This is a genomic window from Pseudomonas sp. GW821-FHT01D09, from assembly GCF_059422465.1.
On record NZ_JBWKWY010000011.1, the window covers coordinates 77,212 to 98,584 of the forward strand.

A 21,373-nucleotide genomic window follows, 5' to 3' on the forward strand; every position below is an offset into this window, starting at 1 on the left:
TTTAAACCGTTCGTCGCGATCAAGGCACCAACCACAAACCGGGGCTGACCAACATAAGGTACGGACATTATTCCTATGGAGGCTCCACCATGAACACGTCCAAAGTGACTGCCCTCGCCCTCGCCGGCCTGCTGTCTGCGGTTTCCCTGGCCAGCGTCGCCGCGTCCGACCACTCCACCGGCAAGACCGACCCGATTGGCAGCCCGCCCAACCCTGCGACCGAAGAAACCAGGAACTCCATGGGCACCGGGCTGGATACCAATGGCGGAGCCATCATCCAGGACGGCGCCGACCCACGCACCCAAGGCAATGACGGCAACCGCCAGGGCCTGGGCACCGATGTCGAGAACGGCAAGATCGGCCCGGGCAAGAACGCCACCCCAAGCAACATCGATGACAACCTGCCCGGCGCGCCGAAACAACCTTGAGCCACGGACCCTGAAGAGGTATGCCGCACCGATATAGCCGGGCTCAGTCCACAGGTTCCAGGCCAATCGGGAAAAACACCCCGCCACTCCACACCCCCAGCCAGCGCTGGCCATCGATCAGGCGTGTCACCGCCAGCTCCACCAACTGGTAGAACACGTTGCGATGGACCAGCGCCTCCAGGTTGTGGCGCACCAGCACGTAGGGCGAAGGCTCCTGGGTGTGCGGATCAATCAGCACCCGCAGCGGGTGTGCCGGGCCGGCTTCGATCAGGTCTTCGACATTGGAGGTAAACCGCAGGAGCTGGCTTTCGCCCTGCCCCTCGACCTCCAGCGACACGGCCACAAAGGGCGCGTCATCCACCTTGATCCCGACCTTTTCCACCGGCGTGATCAGAAAGTAATCATCGCCATCGCGACGGATGATAGTGGAGAACAGCTTGACCATCGGTTTGCGCCCGATGGGGGTGCCCAGGTAATACCAGGTGCCATCCCGGGCGATACGCATGTCGATATCGCCACAGAAATCCGGGTTCCACAGGTGAACCGGTGCCGGTCCCTTGCCCTTGGGCAATTGTGCCAACAAATCATTGGCCTTGGCCGAACCCGTCATGCTGTTCTCCTTTGAATTACTGGTCGCTCATGCCCAGCAGGCTGCGAGCGTACTGGCGCAGCGGTGGGCCAAGCAGGTCTTCAGGCTTGTTGTCGTGGAACGTCAGTAAACCGCCACGGCTGCGAATGCGTGCAGTATCGATCAAATACTGGGTGCTGGTCTCGATCAACATGATTTGGATCACCCCGCTGTCGACACCCAGCCGGTCGAGTGCTTCCTGGTCGGCCCACTCGTCCGCATTGCCGATGCGATCATCCGCCTTGGCAAACCGTGTATACAACAGGTAATGGGCGCCTACCTCGCGGGCCTCGGCCATGGCCTGCTCCAAACCTTCCGGGGCGCGGGCGCGGCGCACCATGGGGAAGTATTCGATAAAACCGTTGAAGGCTTCTTCGGCCACCACATTGGGCCGCGGGTAGGCACTGCCCGGCGGCGTGAACGCGCCCTGGGCGATAAACACAAAGGAGTCGGGCTGAATGCGAACCGAGTTGGAACGGCGGGTGTCGCTGTGGTCCAGCAAACCGGCATCGCTCATCTGATAGCGAGTGCCTTCGGCCATATCGCTGACTGTCATGCAGCCACCCAGCGCAAACGACGCCAGCAACAAAACCAGACTACGCATCCTATCCTCCAGAGGCCGGTGACGGAAAACCGGCGAATGGGCACGAGATGCAGATTTTGCGCCAGCTTGCCTGGCTAGCCACCAATGATCTTCATCACCGTCGCCCCGCCCGAAAACGCCACTTCCTGCTTGTCACCCAAGGCTTTGACCAGCAAGCCCTGTAACGCCGGCAGGGCCTGGTGTCGCGGCTTGTCCAACAGGTCGCCGACATAGTGGCGGTTGCTCGAAGACAGGCAGCCGTGCAGCCAACCCGTGGACGACAGGCGCAAGCGCGAGCAGGTTCGGCAAAACGGCACGCTTTCATTGGCGATCACGCCGAAGAAGCCCTGCCCGGGAATTTCATAACGCACGGCCGTGGCGTCCACCGGGGCGTCGGCCTGCAAGTATTCGTGATGCTCACCAATCAGGCTCAACAGTTGTTGAAGGCTGACAAATTGCTGCAGGAAGGCGTTGGAGTCGCTGGCCAGGTGGCCCATGCGCATCAACTCGATAAAACGCAGTTCATAACCACGCGCCAGGCAATACTCCAGCAGCGGCATCACCTGGTCGAGGTTCTGCCCGCGCAGCGGCACCATATTGACCTTGATCCTGATCCCCGCCGCACGCGCCTGCTCCATGCCATCAAGCACCGTGGCCAGGTCGCCGCCCCGGGCAATCCCGCGAAAGGCGTCGGCATCCAGGGTGTCGAGAGACACATTGATCCGGCGAATGCCGGCATCGACCAGCAATGGCAACTTGCGCGCCAGTAACTGGCCATTGGTGGTCAGGCTGATATCGCTCAAGCCCATCTGCCCGACGGCCTGCATAAAGGTTTCGAGCTTGGGGCTGACCAGTGGCTCGCCGCCGGTAATGCGCAGGCGATCGATACCCGCCGCCTCGATCAGGTAGGCCACGCCACGGGCCATGGCCTCGGCCGAGAGCTCGTCCTGCGCAGCCACCAGCCGCTTGCCATTGGGCACGCAGTAGGTACAGGCGTAATTGCAGGCTGAGGTCAGGCTGATCCGCAAATTGCGAAAACGCCTGCCTTGACGATCAACGATCATGGATCACTCCGGCAGCGGATAATTCGGGCGCGCTAAAACCTGACTTATAAATCAGATTTTAGCAAGGTCCTTGCCTGAGTATATTCCTGGGTTGGCACACACGGCAGTAAATCAGCCGGCCATTGTCCGGGTGAATGCCTTAGGTGGCAGGCGTCTCGGGGTTCGGCAGGTCGGAGCTGTGCTTGCGCTTGTTGCCCATGCGCACGCCGATGTCCATCAGGAACTGGAAGAAGCCTTCCTGATCTTCCAGCACGTTGCTCCAAAATGGCGAGTGGTACAGCGCCACGGCGCCATGGACCAACGCCCACGCGGCGCAGTAATGGAAATAAGGTGGCACGTCTTCCAGCTTGCCTTCGCTGATCCGGCCCTTGATCAGCAGGGTCAGGCGCTCGAAGTTCGAGGCACGGATCTTGTGCAGTTCCTCGACCATTTCCGGCACCTGGTGGCCCTTGACCACTTTTTCTTCGAGGCGGTCGAACAGGCGATAGCGCTGCGGGTCACGCATGCGGAACTCGAAGTAGGCGCGGGACAGCGCTTCCTTGTCCTTGTCGACGTCGGCCGAGTGCAGCAACTCGTTCAAATCGCGCTCGTAGTCGAGCATCAGGCGCAGATAGATCTCGGCCTTGGATTTGAAGTGTTTATAGATCGTGCCTTTGCCGATACCCACGGCATCCGCAATCATCTCGACGGTGACGCTGTCTTCACCCTGTTCGAGGAACAATTTGAGCGCGGTGTCGAGAATTTCCTGCTCACGGCGGCGAAACTCACGGACCTTACGGGGTTCTTTGTGCATAGAAAGAGGTCTGCAGAGGTCAGGATTGGGAGGGCTTGGCGCCATAGGGCTCACAGGGTGAACCGATGATGGAACGTTTTACCCGGTGCGCGGGATTATCCCGACTGGACGGTCGTTGGGCAACGTCTATATGAACAACCCATACACTAAACTTACAGTGCGCCAACGAATCAGGCGATATGGGTCAGAAATAAAACACCGGCCCGCGCAATGTATTGCTGCTCAATGAGAACTCAAGCGAAGCGGACGTATTCCAAATCTGTTTAAAAAACGACCAAAAGCGACTGGACTGCACGCCATACTGATCAATACTTCATCTGTCGGTGTGACATCTCCCCCAAGTGAAGCACCGATATGGGTACCAACGGACCGCGTATCCTTGTTTACTCCTAATGGTCTTAACCCGGATTCCCCCCCCAGAACCCGGGTTTTTTTTGCCTTGAATTCAGCGAACGTGCGCCAGCGGGAACAGACGCTTGAAGTTCGCGGTGGTCTGCTCGGCAAACCCCTCGACCGACTCGCCGCGCAGCATCGCCAGGTAATCGGCCACATCCCGCACATATTCCGGCAGGTTCGGCTTGCCACGGTGGGGGATCGGCGCCAGGTATGGCGAATCGGTCTCCACCAGCAAGCGGTCGGCCGGCACCTGGCGCGCCACATCCCGCAGGGCCTCGGCGTTGCGGAAGGTGACGATGCCCGACAGGGAAATATAGAACCCTAGGTCCAGGGCCGCCTTGGCCATTTCCCAGTCTTCGGTAAAACAGTGCAACACACCCGCCTGGGGCAGCGCCGCTTCGCGCAGCAAGGCCAGGGTGTCGGCACGGGCGCCGCGGGTATGCACGATCACGGGCTTGCCGGTCTGCTGCGCCGCTTGCAGGTGCAGGCGGAACGAGGCCTGCTGCAGTTCGGCAGCTTCCGGCTCGTAGTGGTAATCCAGGCCTGTCTCGCCAATGGCCACTACGCGCGGGTGATTGAGTTCGCCCAGCAACCAGTCAAGGGCCGGGGCTTCGCCAGGCTTGAGGTCCAGGGGGTGGATGCCCACTGAGCAATCCACATCGGCATAGCGTTCGGCCAGGGCCTTGACGTGGGCGGCATTCTCGGCGCTGACGCCAATGCACAGGAAGTGCCCCACACCCCGCTGGCGCGCAGCATCGAGGGCGGCATCCAGGGAGCCGTTGTGGGCGGCGAGGTCGAGGCGATCAAGGTGGCAATGGGAATCTACGAGCATAAGAAGTTACAACTTGCGTCACAGGAAGTGTCCGGCCCACGCAACCTGCGTCGGCCCCGAAAATATCAACGTCGGCCGAGCAACCCGACCCACTGCACCAGCAGCGCCTCAAGCAACAGCACCCGGTTCAGGTTGGCCTTGCCCAACACCTTCTGGCGCTGGGCGAGGATCCAGTCCTGGATGTTCAACACCTTGTCCTGGGCGCTCTTCTGCGCCAGGTATTGCACGACCTTGCGCATGTCCATCAAGCCCAGGCCGTTTTCGTCCTGGGTCAGTTGGTAGCGCAGGATCAGGCTGGACCAGTCGCAGAACCAGTCAAACAGCAGCAACAGCGGCACGTCTTTCCAGCCCTCGGCCAACTGCGTGGCTGACTGCTCCTGCTTGAGCAGCTTCTTCACCCCGTCGACCACCAGCGCACGCTGCTCGCGCACGCCCTGGGCCTGTAGGCTGACTGCGGCCAAGGGCGAGCCGGCCGCCAGGGTCAGCAACTCGACCCGCTCCTGCTCACTGCACTCCGGCAGGGCCTGACCCAGCCACTGCAGGCTCATGGCCTCGCTCGGCAGTGGGCAGGCCTGTTGCACACAGCGGCTGCGGATAGTCGGCAGCAGGCGGCTGGACTGGTGACTGACCAGCAACAGCACCGTATCGCCGGAGGGCTCCTCAAGGCTCTTGAGCAAGGCGTTGGCGGCGTTGATGTTCATCGACTCCACCGGCTCGATCAACACCACCTTGCGCCCGCCCATCTGCGCGGTCTGCACCACGAAGCTCACCAGGTCGCGCACCTGGTCGACCTTGATCGCCTTGTCGGCCTCTTCCGGCTCCAGCACATAATTGTCGGGATGGCTGCCGGCCTTGAGCAGCAGGCACGACTTGCAGTGCCCGCAGGCCTCCAGCCCCGCCGGTTGCTGGCACAGCAGGCGCGCCATCAAGCGTTCGGCCAGGGCACGCTTGCCAATGCCCACCGGCCCATGGAGCAGGTAGGCATGGGCGTGCTGGGCACGCCCGGCCAATTGCTGCCACAGGCTGTCCTGCCACGGATAGGCTTCAGCCACGGTAAAGCTCCAACAGTTTGGGCAGCAGTGCATCGATGGCCTGCTGCACCTGTTCCAGCGGCTGCGCGGCATCCAGCAGGCAGTAGCGCGACGGTGCGGCCTGGGCACGCTGGAGATAAGCGGCGCGCACCGCTTCAAAAAAGGCCCGGCCTTCCAGCTCGAAGCGGTCCAGGCGGCCACGGGCGCTGGCCCGGGCCAGGCCGACCTCTACCGGCAGGTCGAAGACCAGGGTCAGGTGCGGGCGCAGTTCGCCCTGGACAAAGCTCTCCAGGGTCGCGATGCGCGCCAGGGACAAACCACGGCCAGCCCCTTGGTAGGCGTAGGTGGAATCGGTGAAGCGGTCGCAGATCACCACCGCGCCACGGGCCAGCGCCGGGCGTATCACCTCGGCCAGGTGCTGGGCACGGGCGGCAAACACCAGCAACAGCTCGGTGTCCGGGTGCATGACCTCATCGCCAGTGGCCAGCAGTACCTCGCGGATCTTCTCGGCCAGGGGCGTACCGCCGGGCTCGCGGGTCAGCAGCACCTCGATCCCTTCAGCACGCAAGCGTTCGGCCAGGTATTCGCGGTTGGTACTCTTGCCGGCGCCTTCCGGGCCTTCCAGGGTAATAAACAAGCCAGTCACAGGCAGTCCTTAGTCAGAGTCATTGCGGGCCTTGCGCGGGCGCAGCGTCGGGCGCGACCGGCTCAACGGTCACGGTCGCGGGCGCAGCCGGCGCGGGGCTGGAGCGATAGTCGGCGCGGCGCTTGAGCTGGTACTCGCGCACGGCGGCATTATGGGCCTCCAGGCTATCGGAGAAAATATGGCTGCCATCGCCCCGGGCCACGAAATACAGGCTGCTGCCCGGCACCGGGTTCAACGCGGCATGGATCGCCTCGCGGCCGACCATGGCAATCGGCGTCGGCGGCAAGCCGCTGATCATGTAGGTGTTATAGGGCGTGGCTTCCTTGAGGTGCGCGCGCGTCAACTTGCCGTTGTAGCGCTCGCCCATGCCGTAGATCACGGTGGGATCGGTTTGCAGCAGCATGCCGATCTTCAGGCGCCGCACAAACACCCCGGCAATCTGCCCACGCTCTTCAGGCACGCCGGTTTCCTTCTCCACCAGCGACGCCATGATCAGCGCCTGGTAGGCATCGGTATAGGGCGCCTCCGGGGCGCGTCGGCTCCACTCCTGGGCCAGTACATCGTCCAGGCGGTTGTAGGCTTTCTTCAGGAACTCGACATCGGTCATGCCGCGCACAAAACGGTAGGTGTCGGGGAAGAACCGCCCTTCGGGGAACACGTCAGGATGGCCGATTTTTGCCATCACCTCGGGATCACTCAAGCCCGCCAGGGTCTGCTCGATCTTTTCATGCTTGGCCAAGGCGCTGCGGACCTGGCGAAAGTTCCAGCCCTCTACCAGGGTCAGGCTGTACTGCACCACGTCGCCGCGCTGCCACAGGCCGATCAGGCCCTGGGCCGTCAGGCCTGGCGTCATGCGGTATTCGCCACTGTGCAGCGGTTGGCCTTCAAGGTTGAAGCGCCAGTAGAGGCGCAACCAGAAAGCATCTTCAAGCACGCCGTCAGCTTCCAGGCGATTGAAGGTGCCTGTCGGGGTCGCGCCGGCCGCTACATCGAGCAATTGCTCCTGGGCCAGGTTCAGCGGCTGCTTCAAGGCCGAGTCCAGCTTCCAGGCCGAAAAGCCCAGCAGCAAACCCGCCAGGACCAGACCGGTCGCCAGCAGCAATAAAATTTTACGTCTCAAATCAAACACCCAATAGCGCGCGAACAATGCCTTGCAGTTTACGGGTGAGCGGCCCGGCCGACCAGCTCATTGGCCCACATCCAAGCACCGGCCAAATGCCATATACGCTATTGCAGACAAACACCTCGTCAGCCTGTTGCAACTGCGCCAGGCTGATATCGCCGACAACCGTGACAATGCCCAACGCCTCGGCCCTGGCCAACAGCTCGGCCCGCATGACGCCGGCCACGCCACAGCGGCCCAGGTCAGCCGTCAGCAGTTGGCCGTCATGCACCAGGAACAGGTTGCTGAACACGCCTTCGATGACACGCCCGGACATATCCAGCATCAATCCTTCGGCGTGATCGGCATCTTGCCACTCGGCGCGGGCGATGACTTGCTCAAGGCGGTTGAGGTGCTTGAGACCGGCGAGCACCGGTTGCTCGGACAAACGCGTGGCACAGGGAAACAGGCGTACACCTGATAAACCATGGGCCTGGGGATAGGTGGCAGGCGGGCTGCCTTGCAGAATACGCCGCACGGGGCTGCCGACCTGGGCGCCATAACCGCGCAGGCTGTCGCCACGGGTGAGGATCAACTTGAGAACACCGTCACCGAGGGCAGCGGCATAGGCCAGCAACTCGCTGCGGATCAGTGCCGGGTCCACGGTAAGCGCCAGGCGCCTGCAACCCTGGTCGAGGCGTTGCAGGTGGCGGTCAAGCAGCACGGGCTGCCCGGCCCTGACCGCGATGGTTTCAAACAAACCATCGCCGTAGGCCAGGCCGCGATCTTTCAGCGGCACGGCGTCCGCTGGCAAACCGTCGACCCAGCTGTGCATCACTCGGCGAACCGGCGGAACACCAGGGAACCGTTGGTACCACCAAAACCGAACGAGTTGGACAGCACCACGTCAATCGGCATCTTCTGCGGCTCGTGAGGCACGAAGTTCAGGTCGCAGCCTTCATCCGGCTCATCCAGGTTGATGGTCGGCGGCGCGACCTGGTCCTTGATCGCCAGCACGCTGAAAATCGCTTCGACCGCACCGGCTGCACCCAGCAGGTGACCGGTCATGGACTTGGTGGAACTGACCGCCAGCTTGTAGGCGTGCTCGCCGAATACCGACTTGATGGCCTGGGCTTCCGCCAGGTCGCCAGTCGGCGTCGAGGTGCCGTGGGCGTTGATGTACTGCACCTGGTCGACATTGATCTTTGCATCGCGCAGGGCATTGCTGATGCAACGCGCAGCGCCCGCGCCGTCGGCGGGGGGCGAGGTCATGTGGTAGGCATCGCCACTCATGCCAAAGCCGATCAGCTCGGCATAGATCGTCGCGCCACGGGCCTTGGCGTGTTCCAGCTCTTCGAGAACCAGGGCACCGGCACCGTCGGACAATACAAAGCCATCACGGCCCTTGTCCCACGGACGGCTGGCACGGGTCGGCTCATCATTGCGCGTGGACAGCGCACGGGACGCGCCGAAGCCGCCCATGCCCAGGCCGCAGGCGGCCATTTCGGCGCCACCGGCAATCATCACGTCCGCCTCGTCATAGGCGATATTGCGCGCTGCCATGCCGATGCAGTGAGTGCCCGTGGTGCACGCCGTGGAAATGGCGTAGTTAGGCCCCTGGGCACCCAGGTGGATGGACAGGAAACCGGAAATCATATTGATGATCGAGCCCGGGACGAAGAACGGTGAAATTCGACGGGGGCCGGATTCGTGCAACGTGCGGCTGGTTTCTTCGATATTGGTCAAACCGCCAATACCCGAGCCCATGGCCACGCCGATGCGATCACGGTTGGCATCGGTGACTTCCAGGCCGGCATTACGCACTGCCTGAAAACCGGCTGCCAGGCCGTATTGAATGAACAGGTCGAGTTTGCGGGATTCCTTGATCGAGAGATATTCCTCGACATTGAAGCCCTTTACCGAGCCGCCAAAACGGGTGGAATAGGCAGAAAGGTCCGTATGCTCAATCAGACCAATACCACTGTGGCCAGCCAGAATGCCCTGCCAACTGCTCGGCACATCCGTACCCAGTGGCGACAACATACCCATACCGGTGACTACGACGCGTCTACGCGACACAGCACTCTCCTTTTTCTAATGACGACACTTTGCTTCAGAGCTCATTTTTCATCAGAGCTAAAGAAAAAACCGCACGCCGTAATAGCAGTGCGGTTTTTCCATAACAGCAAGCGACGATTACAAACTATTACGCCTGGTGGCTAGTAACGTAGTCGATAGCAGCTTGAACAGTAGTGATTTTTTCAGCTTCTTCGTCCGGGATTTCGGTCTCGAATTCCTCTTCCAGAGCCATCACCAGCTCAACGGTGTCAAGGGAGTCGGCACCCAGGTCTTCAACGAAGGAAGAAGTGTTTTTCACTTCGTCTTCTTTAACGCCCAGTTGCTCGGCAACGATTTTCTTGACGCGCTCTTCGATGGTGCTCATACCTTGTTTTCACTCCTAATGGACAAATTCAGGCAGCTGGCCAGTGGGTAAGTGTATAGAAAGGCTTTTCAGCTTTTCAACTGAAAGCTTCACCCGCGTACCCTACCAACCACCTGTCTATAAATAGATTGCAGCTTTATAACGGATTTTAGACCGCTCGTATGACATTTTTTTGAAGCGATCCGTCACAATTTAACTCATGTACATCCCGCCGTTGACCGGGATTGTAGCCCCAGTCACGTATGCCGCACCGTCAGACGCCAGGAAAGAGACCACATTGGCGATCTCTTGGGCCTGGCCCAGACGGCCCAGCGGAATTTGCGTCAGCAACGCTTCACGTTGCGCTTCGGGCAATTCGCGAGTCATATCGGTATCGATAAACCCTGGAGCCACCGAGTTGACCGTAATCGACCGCGAGCCGACTTCACGCGCCAGGGCACGGCTGAAACCTTCCAGGCCGGCCTTGGCAGAGGCGTAGTTTACTTGGCCTGCGTTGCCCATGGCACCCACTACGGAGCCAATATTGATAATTCGGCCCCAACGCGCCTTGGTCATGCCGCGCAAAACCCCCTTGGACAGGCGAAACAGACTGTTCAAGTTGGTATCGACCACGTCGTACCACTCGTCGTCTTTCATGCGCATCATCAGGTTGTCGCGGGTAATACCGGCGTTGTTCACCAGAATGGCCGGGGTGCCAAACTGTGCGGTGATCTGGGCCAGTACGGCCGCCACGGACTCATCGCTGGTCACGTTGAGCTCCAGGCCGGTGCCCTGCACGCCGTTTTCCTTGAGGGTCGCAGCAATGCGCTCGGCGCCCGAGGCAGAGGTGGCAGTACCGATCACTACCGCGCCCTGACGACCCAGTTCCAGGGCAATCGCCTGGCCAATGCCACGGCTTGCGCCAGTGACCAGTGCAACTTTACCTTGCAGACTCATGCAGGCTTCTCCTTAAGTTCAGGCCAGTGCGGCGCGGGCGGCGGTGAAGCCATCCGGGGTATTGAGATTGGATGTCGACACGCCTTCGGCGCAGCGTTTGTTGAGACCGGCCAGGACTTTACCCGGACCACACTCAACCAGCTGGGTAGCGCCCTTGGCGGCCAGGGTCTGGACTGATTCAACCCAGCGCACCGGCTTGTACAGTTGCTCCAGCAGGTCGCGCTTGAGGGTTTCCAGGTCCGGCGCCACGTCGGCGCTGACATTTTGCACCAACGGGATCTGCGGTACCTGCCAGTTGACAGCGGCGATGGACTCGGCAAAACGCTCGGCCGCCGGGCGCATCAACTCGCAATGGGACGGCACGCTGACCGGCAACGGCAAGGCACGCTTGGCACCACGGGCCTTGCAGCCTTCGATGGCACGCTCCACTGCGGCCTTGGCACCGGCGATGACCACCTGGCCAGGGGAGTTGAAGTTCACGGCGCTGACCACTTCGCCCTGGGCCGCTTCGGCACAGGCCTGGATCACCACGGCGTCGTCCAGGCCCAGGATAGCGGCCATGCCGCCCTGCCCGGCGGGAACAGCCTCTTGCATCAATTGGCCACGACGCTCTACCAGCTTGACGGCCTCGGCGAGTGTCAGGCTGCCTGCCGCGACCAGGGCGCTGTACTCGCCCAGGCTGTGACCGGCGACAAACGCCGGGCGTGCGCCGCCTTCGGCCAGCCAGACGCGCCACAGCGCGATCGAAGCGGTCAGGATGGCCGGCTGGGTTTTATCGGTTTGGTTGAGCAGCTCTTCCGGCCCGTCCTGGGTCAATGCCCAGAGGTCGTAGCCCAAGGCCGCGGACGCTTCCTTGAATGTTTCCAAAACCTGCGGGTATTGCGCGCCCAGCTCGGCCAACATGCCGAGGGACTGCGAACCCTGCCCTGGAAAGACGAATGCGAGGGATGTAGACATGTAACAAGCCCCTAATGATCTGGTCGTCGGTGAATTGACGCCCCACAGCTGGGAGCGCAAGAAACTGACAGATTGGATGGTCAATTGAACTGACCGGTCACATTTAAGCATTCCCGGCCCGATTCGCCTAAGGCAACAGATCCTCAAGACGGCCATGCAAGCGTTGCGGCAGGTTCTCCTGGATCTCGATCATTGCGCGCGCAATGGCACTCTGAAAGCCCTGGACACCCGCCGAACCGTGGCTTTTTACCACAATGCCCTGCAAACCGAGAAAGCTGGCGCCGTTATGCCGCGCCGGAGCCAGGTCCGCCTGCAGCCGCCGCATCAGCGGCAGCGCCAAAGCCCCCACCAGCCGTGAAGCCAGGTTGCGCCTGAACAACGCCTCGATCCGCGCAGAAATCATTGTGGCCAGGCCTTCGCTGGATTTAAGCAGGATATTTCCGACAAAACCGTCACAAACCACCACATCGGCCTCGCCGCGATACAGCCCATCGCCTTCCACAAACCCGATGTAGTTCAAGCCCCGCGCCTGCTGCAACAGGCTGGCGGCCAGCTTGACCTGCTGGTTGCCCTTGATGTCCTCGGTACCGATGTTCAGCAACGCCACCCGCGGGCGCACCACGCCCAGCGCCTCGGCCGCGACCGAGCCCATCAGGGCAAAGTGCAACAGGTGCTCGGCACTGCAATCGACATTCGCCCCCAGGTCCAGCAACTGGCAGTAGCCACGCTGCGTTGGAATCGCCGCGACCATTGCCGGCCGATCAATGCCCGGCAGGGTTTTCAGCACATGACGGGACAGCGCCATCAAGGCCCCGGTATTGCCGGCACTGACACAGGCCTGGACCTTGCCATCACGCAGCAGCTCAAGGGCCACGCGCATGGAGGAGTCAGGCTTGCCACGCAGGGCCTGGGCCGGCTTCTCATCCATGCCGATGGTTTCGCTGGCCGGCATTATCGTCAGGCGCGCGCGATCCACAGCCGGATGACTGGCAATCAGTTCTTCAAGTAGGGAAGGTTGACCGACGAGGGTCAGGTGCAACGAGGGCGTAGCAGACAGGCTGGCAATGCATGCCTGGACAATGCTGCGGGGACCGAAGTCCCCGCCCATTGCGTCAATCGCGATGACTTGAGCAGACAAGTGATTACTCGTCAGCGCCCTTGTCGATCACTTTACGGCCACGGTATACGCCTTCTGGCGATACGTGGTGACGCAGGTGAATTTCACCGGTGGTTTTTTCTACAGACAGAGTGCTTGCCGTCAGGGCATCGTGCGAACGACGCATGTCACGGGCAGAGCGGGATTTTTTGTTCTGCTGAACAGCCATAATTGATTAACTCCTAAACGTTTGGGTCACGCTTTAACTGCGCCAATACACTGAACGGGTTGGACCGCGTTACCTCGTCCTCGCTCGGTTCGGACTCGTCATCGAGCCCCGCCGGCTGCTGGCATTCTTCCGGATGATGAGCAGGCACAATGGGCAAGGCGAGCAGAAGCTCCTCCTCGATCAGTGCATGCAGATCCAAAGGATCTTCGCCCAGTTCCAGCACGTCATAACCTTTCGGCAACGACTGGGTATTCGCACCCTCTTTCACCACAGCATAACTGCATTCGCTGTGGATCGGCAGGGTGACCAGCTCAAGACAACGCTGGCAAACCATTTTGACCTCGGTGTCGATAAAGCTGTGGATCACCACAGATTTACGTTCATCTCGTTCAAAAACGAATTTAGCCTGCACCGTACCGACAGTGTCGGAAAGCGGGTCGCAGAGTCTCTCCAAATCGGCCAGCAACACTTCACCTTGGAGGGTGGTGCCACGATCAGCCAATTTGCGCGGGTCAACGTGAGGTGGAATCGGGTCATTCAACATAGGCGCAGCATTATAGGGATGCACCCGCCCATGTCAAAGGAAATTCAGCCCTGTGCGCCAGACTGTCCGCTCGCTAGAATCCGCGACTGCCTTGAGGAGAGCCCCATGTTGCCTTTATTACTCGCATCCAGCTCGGTTTATCGCCGGGAACTGCTGAATCGCCTGCACCTGCCGTTCATCTGCAGCTCTCCGGATATCGACGAAAGCCATCGCATAAATGAGTCCGCAGTCAATCTGGTCAAGCGCCTGGCCGAAGAGAAGGCACGCGCCCTGGCCGGCAGCCATCCAGGGCACCTGATCATCGGTTCGGACCAGGTGGCGACCCTGGACGGCCAGATCATCGGCAAGCCCCACACTTTTGAAAAGGCCCGCGAGCAATTGCTCGCGGCCAGCGGCCGACAGGTCAGCTTCCTCACCGGCCTGGCCCTGCTCAATAGCAACACCGGGCATTGCCAAGTGGACTGCGTGCCCTTCACGGTCACGATGCGCCAACTGGAGCCGGCACAGATCGAGCGCTACCTGCGGATCGAGCAGCCCTACGACTGCGCTGGCAGCTTCAAGGCCGAGGGCCTGGGGGTAAGCTTGTTTCAGAGTACCGCAGGCCCGGACGCCACCAGCCTCGTCGGCCTACCGCTGATCCGACTGGTGGATATGTTGCTGGCCGAAGGCGTGCAAATCCCCTAAGAACCCCAAAAACCCAATGTGGGAGCGGGCTTGCCCTAATGCCAGTCAGTTAAGCGGATTCTGCTTTCTGTAGGAGCGAGCTTGCTCGCGAAGGACGTCAACGATAACGCGTGTTTGCTAGGTAAACGCGGCGCTCTCAAGTTCTTCGCGAGCAAGCTCGCTCCTACAAAAAGGCTTAACTGACTGGCATTAGGGCTTGCCCGCGATGGCAGCCTGTCAGTAACCCATTGGCTGGCTGACCCACCGCAATCGCGGGCAAGCCCGCTCCCACATTTTTTAGTTATGCCGATCGCGAGATCAGCGCAAGGCCGGCCCCTGGAAGCCCATATACAGCGCCAATTTCTCCGCGACACTGGCCCCCAGCTTCTTGGAGAAGCGATCGAACGGCGACTCCTGGACGGTAAAGTCCACCAGCTCCTTCTCGCCGACCACATCCCGCGCCACCGAGCTGGCACTGCCCAGGCCATCGATCAAGCCCAGCGGCAGCGCCTGCTCGCCGGACCAGATCAGGCCAGAGAACAGCTCTGGGTGTTCCTTGTCCTTGAGCCGCTCACCACGCCCCTGCTTGACGCTGGCAATGAACTGGCGATGGGTGGTGTCGAGCACGCCCTGCCAGAACTGGGTTTCATCCGCCTTTTGCGGCTGGAACGGATCGAGGAATGACTTGTGCTCGCCCGAGGTGTAGGTACGCCGCTCAACCCCCAGCTTCTCCATGGCCCCAACAAACCCATAGCCGGCCGCCGTCACGCCAATGGAACCCACCAGGCTGGCCTTGTCGGCGTAGATCTGGTCGGCGGCACTGGCGATGTAATAGGCGCCCGAAGCACCCAGGTCAGAAATCACCGCATACACCTTGGTTTGCGGATACAGGGCGCGCAGGCGGCGGATTTCGTCATAGACATAACCCGACTGTACCGGGCTGCCGCCAGGGCTGTTGATGCGCAGCACCACACCCTTGACCTTGGGGTCCTCGAAGGCGGTGCGCAGGCTGCTGACGATATTGTCGGCACTGGCAGACTCCTTGTCGGCAATCACCCCACGCACCTCGATCAGCGCGGTGTAGTTGGCACTGCGCACAGCACTCTTCTCCATATCCACCAACGGACTGAACAGCACCAGCATGCCAATCAGGTAGGTAAAGGTCAGGAGCTTGAAGAAAATCCCCCAACGCCGGGCGCGACGCTGTTCCTGGACACCCGCCAGCAGGGTCTTTTCCAGCAATTTCCAGCTTTTATCATCGCCATTGTCAGCACCGGCCTTGGTCGGTGCTTTCCACTCATCGGTCATGCCATCTACCCCAGCAAAAACTTAATGGGCCTGGCTGAGCCAGGCGTGCAATTGCGAAAACCGGTCAATCGTCAGGCGCGGTTCGTAGGCCTGCAAGGCTTCGGGGGACTGGGCGCCATAGCTGACAGCCACACTGTCCATACCGGCATTGCGCGCCATCAGCAGATCGAATGAAGCATCCCCGACCATCAACGACTCACGGGCCGACACGCCGCAATGGGCCATGATCTGCTCCAGCATCAATGGATGGGGCTTGCTCGCGGTTTCATCAGCGGCGCGGGTGATATCGAAATAGTCTTCCCAGCCATTGGCCTTGAGCACCCGGTCCAGGCCGCGCCGCGCCTTGCCGGTCGCCACGGCCAGGTAATAGCCCTGCTCGCGCAAGGCCGCCAGGGACGGCACCACCCCCTCGAACAAGGGGGACGGTTCGGACTCCAGGGCAATGTAGTGCTCGGCGTAATGTTCGCGAAACGCCACTAGCTCGTTGTCAGCAATCTGCGGGTACAGGGTGCGGATAGCCTCGGGCAACCCCAGGCCAATGATGCCCTTGACCGCCAGGTCACTGCACAGCTCGAAGCCGGAGCGGGTCGAGGCCATGTGCATCGACTCGACAATCCGACCAATGGAATCGCACAGGGTGCCATCCCAGTCAAAGATCAGCAGCTTGTAGTCAGGGCGCGACACTCAGGCGCTCCACGGTCTTGGCCCACATCTCATCCACAGGGGCCTGCAATTTCAATTCGCCACCATCGGGCAACGGCACCGTCAGCATATAGGCATGCAGGAACAGGCGTTTGCCGCCAAGGTCACGAATTTCCTTGGAAAACCCCTCGTCGCCGTACTTGGTATCGCCCGCAATACAATGGCCGGCATGCAGGGTATGCACGCGAATCTGGTGGGTACGCCCGGTCACCGGCTTGGCCTCGACCATAGTCGCGAAGTCACCGAAGCGCCGCAGCACCTTGAACAGGGTCAACGCCTCCTTGCCCTCCTCGTCCACCTCGACCATGCGCTCGCCGGAGCGCAGGTTGCTCTTCTGCAACGGCGCCCGCACGCTCTTGATCGAGGACGCCCAATTGCCACGCACCAGGGCCATATAGCGCTTGTCCACGCCATCGCAGCGCAGGGCGGTATGCAGGTGGCGCAACATGCTGCGCTTCTTGGCGATCATCAACAGCCCGGAAGTGTCGCGGTCCAGGCGATGGACCAGCTCCAGCTCCTTGGCATCTGGACGCAACTGACGAAAGGCTTCGATCACCCCGAAATTCAGACCACTGCCACCGTGCACCGCAATGCCGCACGGTTTGTTGATCACGATCAGCTTGTTGTCTTCAAAGACAATCGAGGCTTCAAGGCGCTGCAACAGGCCCTGGGCCAGCGGCACGGGCTCGTCACGCTCGGGCACGCGCACAGGCGGCACGCGGACGATATCGCCCGCCTGCAGCTTGTACTCAGGCTTGATCCGGCCCTTGTTCACCCGCACTTCGCCTTTGCGCAAAATGCGATAAATCAAGGTCTTGGGCACGCCCTTGAGCCTGGCCAGAAGAAAATTGTCGATGCGTTGGCCGGCATATTCCGGCGAGACCTCAAGCAGCTGGACGCTGGGGGTCGGGGGGGTGGTAGTCGTCATGCCGGGAATGATAACAATTTTTTATGGAATTGAAGCACTTAATCATTGCTGCTATAGTCGCGAACGCCGCCAAAAGCGGCCTGGACAGAGGACTCGCGGCAAACTGCCGCCCCTGACCATCGCAATTCATCAGGACGCGAGGCCGTCCTACGGGGCTCTTGCCACACTGGAAGGCTCAAGATTGTAACAAGCGCAGGTGACATGAGGCCTGAAGCGAGTGCAAGAAGCAGCGTGATTATTCGCCTCTTGCGCCGATATTTATGGCCAGTTCACAAAGTGCAGTCAGTCTTGTACCAGACCACGGCGAATGCTTCGGAAACAACGCCTGTTATTAGCCATGAGCGTGAACTCCCCATTGGAGAACACGGTAAATGCCAACCCGCTGCGGATTCTGCGCGCGGCAGCACCCGAATTATCAGGGATACGTGTAGGGTGGAGATGCACAACCGTCGGACTGTGTAGCACTAGGCTTATATTTAGACGCTTCATCTCGTCCACAGTCGCCGGTTGATTCCTCCTCCTGACTGAGTGCTTATTAAGTCACCACAGCAAGCAGGACGCGTAAGTCGCGATACCAGCCCAATTGGCCGGTATTGCTGGACACTGGAGTGGCCAACCACTCTTGACGCACCTGACACCGACCGTGAGAAGTCGTGTGTGCCGAACGCCGTTTCCGGCAGCCCGGAAACCGACGGTACAACATGAAAAGAATGCTGATTAACGCAACTCAACCCGAAGAGTTGCGTGTTGCACTGGTAGATGGCCAACGCCTCTACGACCTGGACATCGAGTCCGGTGCACGCGAGCAGAAGAAGGCCAACATCTATAAAGGCCGGATTACTCGCATCGAGCCAAGCCTTGAGGCTGCCTTTGTCGATTTTGGCTCTGAGCGCCACGGCTTCCTGCCCCTCAAAGAAATCTCCCGCGAATACTTCAAGAAAGCCCCTGAAGGCCGCGTGAACATCAAGGACGTCCTGAGCGAAGGCCAGGAAGTCATCGTCCAGGTCGAAAAAGAAGAACGTGGCAACAAGGGCGCCGCCCTGACCACCTTCATCAGCCTGGCTGGCCGTTACCTGGTCCTGATGCCGAACAACCCGCGTGCCGGCGGCATTTCCCGTCGTATCGAAGGTGAAGAACGCAACGAACTGCGTGAAGCGCTCAACGGCCTGATCGCCCCGGCCGACATGGGCCTGATCGTGCGCACTGCCGGCCTTGGCCGCAGCAGCGAAGAAATGCAGTGGGACCTCGACTACCTGCTGCAACTGTGGACCGCTATTAAAGAAGCGTCCCTGGACCGCTCCGCGCCATTCCTGATCTATCAGGAAAGCAACGTGATCATCCGCGCCATCCGCGACTACCTGCGCCAGGACATCGGCGAAGTGCTGATCGACAGCGTCGAAGCCCAGGACGAAGCCCTGACCTTCATCCGCCAGGTGATGCCGCAGTACGCCAGCAAGATCAAGCTGTACGAAGACAGCGTGCCGCTGTTCAACCGTTTCCAGATCGAAAGCCAGATCGAAACCGCCTTCCAGCGCGTGGTCGAACTGCCTTCCGGTGGCTCCATCGTGATCGATCCGACCGAAGCCCTGGTGTCCATCGACATCAACTCGGCGCGCGCCACCAAAGGCAGCGACATCGAAGAAACCGCCCTGCAGACCAACCTGGAAGCGGCCGAAGAAATCGCTCGCCAACTGCGCCTGCGTGATATCGGCGGCCTGATCGTGATCGACTTCATCGACATGACCCCCGCCAAGAACCAGCGCGCCGTGGAAGAAAAAGTCCGCGAATGCCTGGAAGCCGACCGTGCCCGCGTGCAGGTTGGCCGCATCTCGCGCTTCGGCCTGCTGGAAATGTCCCGTCAGCGCCTGCGTCCGTCCCTGGGCGAAAGCAGCGGCATCGTCTGCCCGCGTTGCAACGGCACCGGCATCATCCGTGACGTTGAATCGCTGTCCCTGGCGATCCTGCGCCTGATCGAAGAAGAAGCCCTGAAAGACCGCACCGCCGAAGTCCGCGCGCAAGTGCCGATCCCGGTTGCAGCCTTCCTGCTCAACGAAAAACGCAACTCGATCACCAAGATCGAACTGCGCACCCGTGCCCGTATCGTGATCCTGCCCAACGATCACCTCGAGACGCCGCACTTTGAAGTCCAGCGCCTGCGTGATGACAGCCCGGAAGCCCACAGCGGCCAATCCAGCTACGAAATCGCCGCTGCCGCTGCCGAAGTCGAAGAAGTCCAGCCCGCCGCCGCAACCCGCACCCTGGTGCGCCAGGAAGCCGCCGTCAAGACCGCGCCGGCCCGTGCCAACGCACCGGTGCCGACTGAAGTCGCCGCCCCGATGGCCGCGCCTGCCGTCCTGCCGGAGCCAAGCCTGTTCAAGGGCCTGGTGAAGTCGCTGGTCAGCCTGTTCGCCACCAAGGAAGAGCCTGTTGCGCCAGCCGTGGTCGAGAAGCCAGCCGCTGAACGCCCTGCACGCAACGAAGAGCGTCGCAACGGTCGCCAGCAGAGCCGTAACCGCAACGGTCGCCGTGACGAAGAGCGCAAGCCTCGCGAAGAACGTGCACCGCGTGAAGAACGCGCGCCCCGCGAAGAGCGCCAGCCACGCGAAGCCCGTGAAGAAACCCCGGCCGTAGCCCGCGAAGAACGCGCCCCGCGTGAAGAGCGTGCGCCACGTGAAGAACGCGCACCCCGCACCCCTCGCGCCCCGCGTGAAGATCGCAAGCCACGTGGCGAGCGTGAAGAACGTGTACGTGAACTGCGCGAGCCACTGGACGCCGCTCCAGCCGTGGCAGCCGTTGCAGTGGAAGCCGCGACTGAAGAACGCCCGGCCCGCCAGCCCCGTGAAGAGCGCGCCCCACGCCCACCGCGTGAAGAGCGTCAACCACGCGCCGAGCAGGCTGCCGCCGCCAGCGAAGAAGAACTGCTGAACAACGACGAGCAGCCACAGGAAGATGGCCAGGACAACGCCGAAGGCGATCGTCCACGCCGCCGCTCCCGTGGCCAGCGTCGTCGCAGCAACCGTCGTGAGCGTCAACGTGACGCCAACGGCAATGTGATCGAAGGCTCGGAAGAGACCGGCGAAGCCACCGAAGAAACCGCCAGCAACGAACCCACCAGCACCGAACTGGCCGCTGGCCTGGCCGTTACCGCTGCGGTTGCCAGCGTGGTCATCAGTGCGCCCGCCGAAGCCGAAGCCAACCAGCAGGCCGAACGTGCCACCGCCGCCGTGCAGGAAACTGCCGTCGTCGAAGCGCCGGTTGTCGAAGCGACCAGCGTGATCGAAGCACCTACCGCTCCAGCAGTGGAAGTTGCACCGGTTCGCGAAGCCCAGCCTGAAGCCGAAGCAGTAGCAGCACCTGCGGCCGTGGTTGAACCACAGCCAGTGGTTGAAGCGGTTGTCGAAGCGCCAGTTGCCGAGCCAACCCCGCCAGTGCGTGAAGTTCGCGAAGAACAGACCGCCTTCCAGTGGACTGCCGAGCCAGCCGTCGTCGCCGAAGCCCCTGCCCCGGTAGAAGAAGCGCCGGCCCCGGTTGCTGAAGTGGTTATCGCCGAACCTGCGGTAGTTGCAGAACCGGTCGTGGTTGCCGAGCCTGCTCCGGTGGTTGTGCAAACCCCAGTGGTTGCCGAAGTGGCCGCCCCAGTGGTTGAAGCCCCTGCCAGCGCCCTCACCGAAAACGGCCGTGCGCCTAACGACCCGCGTGAAGTGCGTCGTCGCAAGCGTGAAGCCGAGCGTCTGCAGAAAGAAGCCGAAGCAGCAGCGGTAGCAGCCCCGGCCGTCGTCGAAGCGGCACCGGTTGTTGCTGAAGTGGTCGAGGCGCCTGCCGTCGAAGCCGCAGTTGAGCACACTGCCCCAGCCATCGACGAGAACCTGCGTTCCGTTGAGGAAGTGGTAGAGCACAACCCAAAAGCCCTGGAAGAAGAGCACGAGCCTAAACCCCTCGCTTAACGCCAACGGCAACTAAAAAGCCCCGCCTGATCACTCAGGCGGGGCTTTTTTATGCGTTCTATTCAACGACAAAAATCAAATGTGGGAGCGGGCTTGCCCGCGATGGCGGTAGAGAGAGGC

General features: G+C 61.2%; 22 protein-coding genes. 3 read left to right on the forward strand and 19 right to left on the reverse strand.

Annotated features, from left to right (window positions below; all coding sequences use genetic code 11):
* Positions 1-89: 89 nt before the first annotated feature.
* Positions 90-428 (forward strand): hypothetical protein, encoded by a 339-nt coding sequence (locus AC07W7_RS12915; RefSeq protein ID WP_076964139.1) that lies wholly within the window; start codon positions 90-92, stop codon positions 426-428.
* A 43-nt stretch (positions 429-471) separates the two neighbouring features.
* Here the strand turns inward: AC07W7_RS12915 and AC07W7_RS12920 are convergent, their stop codons facing one another.
* From AC07W7_RS12920 to AC07W7_RS12995, 16 genes are all read right to left on the reverse strand, one after another.
* Positions 472-1,038 carry a DUF1285 domain-containing protein gene (locus AC07W7_RS12920; protein ID WP_099168483.1) on the reverse strand — a complete coding sequence of 189 codons (567 nt, stop codon included), beginning with the start codon at positions 1,036-1,038 and terminating at the stop codon, positions 472-474.
* A gap of 16 nt (positions 1,039-1,054) precedes the next feature.
* Positions 1,055-1,660 carry a DUF4823 domain-containing protein gene (locus AC07W7_RS12925; RefSeq protein ID WP_038442470.1) on the reverse strand — a complete coding sequence of 202 codons (606 nt, stop codon included), beginning with the start codon at positions 1,658-1,660 and terminating at the stop codon, positions 1,055-1,057.
* 74 nt (positions 1,661-1,734) lie between these two features.
* Positions 1,735-2,703 carry a GTP 3',8-cyclase MoaA gene (locus tag AC07W7_RS12930; RefSeq protein WP_495039445.1) on the reverse strand — a complete coding sequence of 323 codons (969 nt, stop codon included), beginning with the start codon at positions 2,701-2,703 and terminating at the stop codon, positions 1,735-1,737.
* Positions 2,704-2,842: 139 nt separating this feature from the next.
* Positions 2,843-3,496, reverse strand: a complete 654-nt coding sequence (locus AC07W7_RS12935; protein ID WP_076964142.1) for a TetR/AcrR family transcriptional regulator — start codon at positions 3,494-3,496, stop codon at positions 2,843-2,845.
* A gap of 445 nt (positions 3,497-3,941) precedes the next feature.
* Complete coding sequence (locus tag AC07W7_RS12940) at positions 3,942-4,724, reverse strand: TatD family hydrolase (protein WP_099168481.1); 783 nt, start codon at positions 4,722-4,724, stop codon at positions 3,942-3,944.
* 65 nt (positions 4,725-4,789) lie between these two features.
* A complete protein-coding gene (locus tag AC07W7_RS12945; RefSeq protein WP_495039446.1) occupies positions 4,790-5,776 on the reverse strand; it encodes a DNA polymerase III subunit delta' in 987 nt (328 codons plus the stop codon).
* The gene (tmk, locus tag AC07W7_RS12950) at positions 5,769-6,401 is read right to left on the reverse strand and encodes a dTMP kinase (RefSeq protein ID WP_169901628.1); all 633 of its coding nucleotides are present in this window, start codon (positions 6,399-6,401) and stop codon (positions 5,769-5,771) included. Before tmk ends, AC07W7_RS12945 begins: the two co-directional genes overlap by 8 nt.
* Positions 6,402-6,420: 19 nt before the next feature.
* Positions 6,421-7,521 (reverse strand): endolytic transglycosylase MltG, encoded by a 1,101-nt coding sequence (mltG, locus tag AC07W7_RS12955; protein WP_495039447.1) that lies wholly within the window; start codon positions 7,519-7,521, stop codon positions 6,421-6,423.
* Between the two features lies 1 nt (position 7,522).
* The gene (gene pabC, locus AC07W7_RS12960; protein ID WP_495039448.1) at positions 7,523-8,338 is read right to left on the reverse strand and encodes an aminodeoxychorismate lyase; all 816 of its coding nucleotides are present in this window, start codon (positions 8,336-8,338) and stop codon (positions 7,523-7,525) included.
* Positions 8,338-9,582 carry a beta-ketoacyl-ACP synthase II gene (fabF, locus tag AC07W7_RS12965; protein ID WP_076964147.1) on the reverse strand — a complete coding sequence of 415 codons (1,245 nt, stop codon included), beginning with the start codon at positions 9,580-9,582 and terminating at the stop codon, positions 8,338-8,340. Before fabF ends, pabC begins: the two co-directional genes overlap by 1 nt.
* 127 nt (positions 9,583-9,709) lie before the next feature.
* Complete coding sequence (gene acpP, locus AC07W7_RS12970; protein WP_076964148.1) at positions 9,710-9,946, reverse strand: acyl carrier protein; 237 nt, start codon at positions 9,944-9,946, stop codon at positions 9,710-9,712.
* Positions 9,947-10,138: 192 nt separating this feature from the next.
* Complete coding sequence (gene fabG / locus AC07W7_RS12975; RefSeq protein ID WP_029299688.1) at positions 10,139-10,882, reverse strand: 3-oxoacyl-ACP reductase FabG; 744 nt, start codon at positions 10,880-10,882, stop codon at positions 10,139-10,141.
* A gap of 18 nt (positions 10,883-10,900) precedes the next feature.
* Complete coding sequence (gene fabD, locus AC07W7_RS12980; protein WP_076964149.1) at positions 10,901-11,839, reverse strand: ACP S-malonyltransferase; 939 nt, start codon at positions 11,837-11,839, stop codon at positions 10,901-10,903.
* Between the two features lie 127 nt (positions 11,840-11,966).
* Positions 11,967-12,977: a phosphate acyltransferase PlsX gene (gene plsX / locus AC07W7_RS12985; RefSeq protein WP_076964150.1), complete on the reverse strand. Its 1,011-nt coding sequence runs from the start codon at positions 12,975-12,977 to the stop codon at positions 11,967-11,969.
* A gap of 4 nt (positions 12,978-12,981) precedes the next feature.
* Positions 12,982-13,164 (reverse strand): 50S ribosomal protein L32, encoded by a 183-nt coding sequence (rpmF, locus tag AC07W7_RS12990; protein WP_008152339.1) that lies wholly within the window; start codon positions 13,162-13,164, stop codon positions 12,982-12,984.
* 13 nt (positions 13,165-13,177) lie between these two features.
* Positions 13,178-13,708, reverse strand: a complete 531-nt coding sequence (locus AC07W7_RS12995; RefSeq protein ID WP_057960396.1) for a YceD family protein — start codon at positions 13,706-13,708, stop codon at positions 13,178-13,180.
* A gap of 105 nt (positions 13,709-13,813) precedes the next feature.
* On the opposite strand from AC07W7_RS12995, the gene AC07W7_RS13000 reads away from it, so the two are divergent.
* Positions 13,814-14,392, forward strand: a complete 579-nt coding sequence (locus tag AC07W7_RS13000) for a Maf family protein (RefSeq protein WP_169901626.1) — start codon at positions 13,814-13,816, stop codon at positions 14,390-14,392.
* 297 nt (positions 14,393-14,689) lie between these two features.
* Here AC07W7_RS13000 and AC07W7_RS13005 read toward each other — a convergent pair whose 3' ends face one another.
* Genes AC07W7_RS13005 through rluC form a run of 3 tightly spaced genes read right to left on the reverse strand, consistent with a single transcriptional unit; the run spans position 14,690 to position 17,309 of the window.
* The gene (locus AC07W7_RS13005) at positions 14,690-15,679 is read right to left on the reverse strand and encodes a S49 family peptidase (RefSeq protein ID WP_076964152.1); all 990 of its coding nucleotides are present in this window, start codon (positions 15,677-15,679) and stop codon (positions 14,690-14,692) included.
* A gap of 21 nt (positions 15,680-15,700) precedes the next feature.
* Positions 15,701-16,363: an HAD-IIIA family hydrolase gene (locus AC07W7_RS13010; RefSeq protein ID WP_495039449.1), complete on the reverse strand. Its 663-nt coding sequence runs from the start codon at positions 16,361-16,363 to the stop codon at positions 15,701-15,703.
* Positions 16,350-17,309: a 23S rRNA pseudouridine(955/2504/2580) synthase RluC gene (gene rluC / locus AC07W7_RS13015; protein WP_495039450.1), complete on the reverse strand. Its 960-nt coding sequence runs from the start codon at positions 17,307-17,309 to the stop codon at positions 16,350-16,352. The genes AC07W7_RS13010 and rluC overlap by 14 nt, the downstream gene beginning before the upstream one ends.
* A 701-nt stretch (positions 17,310-18,010) precedes the next feature.
* On the opposite strand from rluC, the gene rne reads away from it, so the two are divergent.
* Positions 18,011-21,253, forward strand: coding sequence for a ribonuclease E (rne, locus tag AC07W7_RS13020; protein WP_495039451.1), 3,243 nt, complete (start codon positions 18,011-18,013; stop codon positions 21,251-21,253).
* Positions 21,254-21,373: the final 120 nt, after the last annotated feature.